Here is a 6,224-nt window from a genome sequence, read left to right on the forward strand (position 1 = left end):
CCGCGCCCGCCGCCGAGCCGGCCGATCAGCCGGCGCACGGTGAGCCGCTCGCGCCGGGCCAGCTCCACGACGAGCGCGTAGCGGCTCCTGGCGCCCTCGACGGCGTCCTCCGGCGGCAGGTCGGCGGGCAGTTCGGCGTCCAGGTCCAGCGTGCCCGGCTCCAGGCGCAGCAGGAGCTCCAGCCGGCGCACCCCGTGCTCGGGGACGATGTGCTCCTCCAGCAGCCGTTCCCGGCGCCGCGCCTCCGCCTCGGTGGAGCCGACGACGGGCACGATGCCGGGCAGCACCTTGATGTGCCCGGGGTCGCGTCCGGCCGCCGCGGTGAGGGCCTTGAGGTCGCGGGAGAAGGCCCGGGCGCCGGCGAGCGTCTGCTGCGCGGTGAACACCGCCTCCGCGTACCGGGCCGCGAACCGCTTCCCGTCCTCGGAGGAGCCGGCCTGCACCAGCAGCGGGTAACCCTGCGGTGTCCGGGGGACGTTGAGGGCGCCCTCCACGCGGAAGTAGGCGCCTCGGTGCCGCGGCGGATGGATCTTGGCGTCGTCGCCCCAGACGCCGGCCGCCTTGTCGGCGAGGACCGCGTCGTCCTCCCAGCTGTCCCAGAGCTTGCGGGCCACGTCGACGAACTCGGCGGCCCGTGCGTACCGTTCGGCGTGCGGCGGCTCGTCGTCCAGACCGAAGTTGCGGGCGGCCTCGGCGCCGGCCGTGGTGACGATGTTCCAGCCGGCCCGGCCACCGCTGACGATGTCCAGCGAGGCGAACTTCCGGGCCAGGTTGTAGGGCGAGTTGTACGACGTCGACGCCGTCGCGATCAGCCCGATGTGCTCGGTGGCCGTCGCCAGGGCGGTGAGCAGGGTGAGCGGTTCCAGGGCCCCGGCGGGCCGCTGGGCCACACTGCTCCACAACTGGGGGCCGTCGGCGAGGAACAGCGAGTCGAAGGTGCCGCGTTCGGCGGTCCGCGCCAGACGCACGTGGTGGTCGAGGTCGACGTGCGCGTGCGGGTCGCTCTCCGGCAGCCGCCACGACGCCTCGTGGTGACCGGTGTTCATCAGGAACGCGTTGAGGTGCAGGCGGCGGGTCATGCGGGGTCCTCCGTGACGCCGAGGGCGGTCAGCAGCCGTTCGCGGTACTCCCCGAGGAGCGGGTCCCGGTAGGAGCGCGGGTGCGGCCGGTCGATGGCGAGGTCGAGTCCGATGCGGCCCCGGTCGAGGACGAGGACGCGGTCGGCGAGCACGATCGCCTCGTCCACGTCGTGGGTGACGAGCAGCACGCAGGGCCGGTGCCGCTCCCACAGCCGCCGGAGCAGGCCGTGCATCCGGATCCGGGTGAGCGCGTCCAGGGCCCCGAACGGCTCGTCGGCGAGCAGGAGTTCCGGCTCCCGCACCAGGGAGCGGGCCAGGGCGGCGCGCTGGGCCTCGCCGCCGGACAGCTCGCTCGGCCAGGCGCGCTCGCGCCCGCCGAGGCCGACCTCGGCGAGGGCGGCACGGCCGCGCTCCTCGGCGTCGCCGCCCGCAGCCCCCAGCAGCACGTTGGGCAGGACGCGGCGCCAGGGCAGCAGCCGGGAGTCCTGGAAGACCACCGACACCCGCTCGGGTGCGGTGAGCGTTCCGCCGCCCGCGACCCCGTGGTCGATCCCCGCGACGGCGCGCAGCAGGGTGCTCTTGCCGGAGCCGCTGTGCCCGAGCAGGGCCGTGAACTGCCCGGCGGGCAGGTCCAGGTCGATGCCGTCGAGGACCGTGCGCCCCGCGAAGGAGCGGGTGAGGCCGCGCAGCCGCACGGCGGGCCGGGTCAGCTGCTCAGCGTGCGGCGCCATGACAGCACCCTCCGTTCGATCAGGCGGACGAGGGTGTCCGAGACGAGGCCGAAGACGCCGTAGACGACGAGGCCGACGAGGATGACGTCCGTCTGGCCGTAGTTCTGCGCCTGGAACATCATGTAGCCGAGTCCGCTGGTGGCGTTGATCTGCTCGAGGACGACCAGGCCCAGCCAGGAGCCGGTCACCCCGAGCCGCAGGCCGACGAAGAAGCCGGGCAGGGCGCCCGGGACGACGACCTGCCGGACGAAGGCGGGCCGGGACAGGCCCTGCACCTCCGCCAGTTCCACGAACCGGTGGTCGATGCCGGAGAGCGCGGCGTGCGTGTTGAGGTAGATCGGGATGTAGACGACGATGGCGATGATCGCGACCTTGAACGTCTCGCCGATGCCCAGCCACAGGATGAACAGCGGGATCAGGCCGAGCGTGGGGACCGCCCGGTTCAGCTGCACGCTCCCGTCGATCAGCGCCTCGCCGGCCCGGCTGAGCCCGGCGGCCAGGGCGAGGACGATGCCCGCGGTCAGGCCGAGCGCGAAGCCGGTGCCGGCGCGCCGCAGCGAGGTGAGGATGTCGTCCGCCAGCGTGCCCTCGGTCCACAGCCGGGCGCCGGTCTCCAGCACCGTCCAGGGGGCGGGGATCGCACCGGGGTCCAGCAGGCCGGCGGCGGACGCGGCGGCCCACAGCAGGAGGACGAGCACGGGGCCGAGCATCCGGGCGGCGGGCAGCCGTCTGCCGGGGGAGAGCCGCCGGCGCCGGCGTACCTGCCGCTCCTCGCCGTCGGCGGGGCCGGCCGGTGCGGGGGCGGCCGGGGTGGTGGTCGTGGTCACGGTGGTCACCTCCGGTACTCCTCGGGCACGGCCCGGGCGGCGAGGGGCTCGAAGCGCCGGTCGAAGAGCGCGCCGACGTCGAACTCCTTCACGTAGCCGCCTTCCGCCAGCAGATCGGCGGTCTCCTGCTCCCACGCGATCGCCTCGTCCCAACGGGGTGGGAACAGGGGCTTGTTGGCCAGCTCGGTGATGGACTCGGCCTGGGCGGGGGTGAGGTTCTGGGTCTTGACGTAGAACTCCTCGTTCCATTCGTCCGGGTGCTCGTACTGCCACACCGCGCCCCTGGCCCAGTACGGGATGTACGCGGCGACGGCGGCGGCCTTCGCCCGGTCGGCCAGCACGGTGGCCGGCGCCCACAGCACACTGAGCAGGTCCACCACCTCGGTGGGGATGGTGCGGGCCCCCCGGGACGCGTACTGCTCCAGATAGGAGGGCGCCTGGCTGATGGCGAGCGGGGCGACGTCCACCTGGCCCGACTGCAGGGCGGTGAGGAACTGGTTGCTGGTCAGCGGGACCAGTTCGGCGTCGTCGTACTCCAGCCCGGCCTCCTTCAGGGCGCGCAGCAGCACCACCCCCTGGGCCTGGCCCTGGGAGAACGCGAGCCGCCTGCCCCGGAAGTCACGGGCCGCGCGGATGCCGCTGCCGGGTCTGGTGGCGAAGAGGTAGTTGGGTTCGCGGGTGATGTTGACCGCGACGATCCTCGCGTCGAACCCCTGGTAGTACGCCTGGATCGGCGGGATGCCGGCGTTGCCCGCGAGGTCCAGGGACTTGGCGCGGAAGGCGTTGATGACGTCCGGGCCGGCCCCGATGTTCAGCCAGTCGCCCACCTCGAAGGGCAGGTCGCCGAGCCCGGCGAGCTTCAGCTGGAGCTGCTGGACGTTCTGGTACGAGGAGATCTTCAGGCTGGTGCCGGCCGGGACCTTCTCGGCCAGCGGCTCCTCCAGGGACGCCTGGTCGGCCGCGGCGCTCGCCCCGGCGCAGCCGCTCAGCCCGGCGGCAGCGGCGGTGACGCCGAGCAGGGAGGAGAGGAAGAGCCGCCGGTCGACACCGGACGCGGGGGGTGCGGGCATGGGGTACTCCCAGAGTTCATGGAAACGCAACGGGGCGGAAAAGAAAGGGGAATTCCGGGCAGGGAAAAGCCGCGGAGGAATTCACGAGGAAGGGGAAGGGCGCTTCAGGCGCTTCGGGCGCCCGCGCGTCGATGTGTCAGCAACAGAGGGTGCGACAGCTCATGACCAGGATGTTCCTGTCCTCGGGGGAGGTGTGTCAACATTCCGAGTTTCTGAATTAATTCGGCTCAGGTGAGGCGCTCAGCGGATCCCGGTAGAGGACGTCGAGAGCCACCGAACCGCCCGCCACGGCCAGGACGGAATCCGGGAAACTCGTCGGCACGACCGTGGCCGCCCGGGCCCCGCCGACCTCGGCGCGCAGCGCGGCGAGGCAGTCCGGCCGGTGGGTGACCCCCAACTCCGTGACGACGACGCTCTCCGGGTTGAGCACGTCGGTCAGCAGCCCCACCGCGCGCCCCGTCATACGGGCCCGTTCCCGCAGCAGCCGCACGGCCGCCGGGTGCCCGGCCGCCGCCGCGTCCACCACCCGCACCGGGTCCGTCCCGTCGGTGACACCGGCCTCCCGCGCCCGCCGGCACAGCGTGGCTTCGCCCAACTCGGCCTGGAGGCAACCGGTACGGCCGCACGCGCAGGGCTCGGTGCCGCCCGCGAGCGGCAGATGGGCGACGGCCCCGGCCTGGGAGCGGGGACCGTGGTGCACCTCGTCGTGGGTGGCGAACGCCGCGTCGACCACGTTGCCGACGAACAGGTGCAGCGCGCTGCGCCCGCCGCCCGCCCGCCCGAACAGCCGCTCCGCGTTGGCCAACGCCCGCGCGTGCCCGTCCACATGGACCGGCAGTCCGGTGTACGCGCGCAGTTCCGCGCGCACCGCCACCTCGCGCCAGCCGAGCGGCGCGTGCTCGACGACGGTCCCGGCCTCCCGGTCCACCCAGCCGCCGGCCGCGAAGCCCACGCCCAGCGGCCGGCGGTCCGCCGCCCGCTCCAGCAGCGCCGCCAGGCCGTCGGCGGCCCGCGCCAGCACCCGGGACGGTTCGGTCCCCCCGTGCCGCAGCCGCCGTTCGGCCAGCACCCGGCCGCGCAGGTCGAGCAGCGCCACCGTGGTGTACGGCACCGCCACGTGCACACCGCCCACCACCAGCCGCGTCCGGTCCACGTCCACCGGCAGGTGCGGACGCCCGACACCCCCCGAGCGGCGGGGCGCCGCGGCCTCCCGGACGAGGCCGAGCCGCGCCAGACGGGCGCAGTGGTCGGTCACCGAGGCCGGGGACAGCCCGGTCAGCCGGGCGATGGTGCTGCGTGCCACCGGCCCGTGCGCCAGCACGGACCGCAGCACCACGCTGGCACTGGTCCGGCGCCGGTCGCTGTCGGCGACGCGCGGTACGGGGGAGAGGGGCGGGGCTGCCGCGGTACGAAGCATGGGGAACTTCCTCGGGAACGGGTCCGACACTGCGCCGTCGTACGGGAGTCGTACGGGGATCGAGGCGCGCCGAATCGTTCCGCCCGCCTCGTCAGCAGAGGCGACAGGCGGCAGCGCCCACGCGTCGCAGATCGACGTGGCGACGCGAGGTGAGGTTCCGGGCCTGGGCGACCATGCGCCGAAGCTAGCAAAGCGGCCGCGCGCTGCCCAGACGGCGACCGACGGGCGAGACGGCGTCCGACGGGCGGGGACGGCCCGTTTGGTGGGACCTCACAGCCGCCCTTCCACCGGACCCTGTTGGCGAAACCACCCCACCTCAGTGACCGTTGTCACGCCGTACCGCTGGTCACCGCCCTCCTTTGTCCGAAGCCCACCAAGCCCCCGTCGGCCCCTTTGTCGAGCGCTGACGGTGATCGGCACGAGGGCACCGGGATAGCGTCACCGTGTCCCCGACTGCCCTCACCCCCGCGGAGTCCCCATGAGCACCGCTGCCGTCCCCTCCACCCGCACCGGCCTGGTCCTCGCCGACCTGCTTCCGGCCTCCCGCGTCCGCGACACCGCGCTCGTGCTCGGCGGTGCCGCCCTCACCGGCCTCGCCGCCCAGATCGCGGTGCCCGTCCCCGGCTCGCCGGTGCCGGTGACCGGCCAGACCTTCGCCGCGCTGCTCGTCGGCACCGCCCTCGGCGCGGGCCGCGGCCTCGCCTCCCTCGCGGTGTACGCGCTGGCGGGCCTCGCCGGGGTGCCCTGGTTCGCGAACGGCTCGCACGGGATCGGCGCGTCCTTCGGCTACATCCTCGGCATGCTGCTGGCCGCCGCCGCGGTGGGCGCCCTGGCCCGCCGCGGTGCCGACCGCTCCGTCTGGCGGACGGCGGGCACCATGGCGCTCGGCTCGGCGGTCATCTACGCCGTCGGCGTGCCCTACCTGGCCCTGTCCACCGGCATGTCCGCCTCCGCCGCGATCGCGGCCGGCCTCACCCCCTTCCTCGTCGGCGACGCCCTGAAGGCGGCCCTGGCCATGGGAGTGCTGCCGACCGCCTGGAAGTTCGTCGGCAGGCGGTGACGGCCGTCCGGCCACCCGCGGAAGAGGCCCGGTGAGGCGT

The 6,224-nt window shown here is 74.3% G+C and carries 7 protein-coding genes; 1 reads left to right on the top strand and 6 read right to left on the bottom strand.

The genetic code is table 11. From position 1 onward, the window contains the following. From B7L92_RS31945 to B7L92_RS43745, 6 genes are all read right to left on the bottom strand, one after another. On the bottom strand, positions 1-1,079 hold a 1,079-nt coding region (locus B7L92_RS31945; RefSeq protein WP_081240789.1), incomplete at its 3' end, for an NtaA/DmoA family FMN-dependent monooxygenase. Further along, positions 1,076-1,810: an ABC transporter ATP-binding protein gene (locus B7L92_RS31950; RefSeq protein WP_081240790.1), complete on the bottom strand. Its 735-nt coding sequence runs from the start codon at positions 1,808-1,810 to the stop codon at positions 1,076-1,078. The genes B7L92_RS31945 and B7L92_RS31950, both read right to left, overlap by 4 nt. Then, on the bottom strand, positions 1,786-2,646 hold the full coding sequence (locus B7L92_RS31955) for an ABC transporter permease (RefSeq protein WP_081240791.1): 861 nt from the start codon (positions 2,644-2,646) through the stop codon (positions 1,786-1,788). The genes B7L92_RS31950 and B7L92_RS31955 overlap by 25 nt, the downstream gene beginning before the upstream one ends. Further along, on the bottom strand, positions 2,643-3,707 hold the full coding sequence (locus B7L92_RS31960; protein WP_081240792.1) for an ABC transporter substrate-binding protein: 1,065 nt from the start codon (positions 3,705-3,707) through the stop codon (positions 2,643-2,645). Before B7L92_RS31960 ends, B7L92_RS31955 begins: the two co-directional genes overlap by 4 nt. A gap of 217 nt (positions 3,708-3,924) precedes the next feature. Beyond that, entirely contained in the window at positions 3,925-5,124 is a 1,200-nt protein-coding gene (locus tag B7L92_RS31965; protein WP_081240793.1) for an ROK family transcriptional regulator, read from the bottom strand. A 91-nt stretch (positions 5,125-5,215) separates the two neighbouring features. Beyond that, positions 5,216-5,299: a putative leader peptide gene (locus tag B7L92_RS43745; protein ID WP_368656276.1), complete on the bottom strand. Its 84-nt coding sequence runs from the start codon at positions 5,297-5,299 to the stop codon at positions 5,216-5,218. A gap of 303 nt (positions 5,300-5,602) precedes the next feature. On the opposite strand from B7L92_RS43745, the gene B7L92_RS31970 reads away from it, so the two are divergent. Beyond that, a complete protein-coding gene (locus tag B7L92_RS31970; RefSeq protein WP_081240794.1) occupies positions 5,603-6,184 on the top strand; it encodes a biotin transporter BioY in 582 nt (193 codons plus the stop codon). The last annotated feature ends 40 nt before the right edge of the window (positions 6,185-6,224 follow it).

Origin of the sequence: Streptomyces viridosporus (assembly GCF_002078235.1) — a bacterium.
Taxonomy (GTDB): domain Bacteria; phylum Actinomycetota; class Actinomycetes; order Streptomycetales; family Streptomycetaceae; genus Streptomyces; species Streptomyces viridosporus.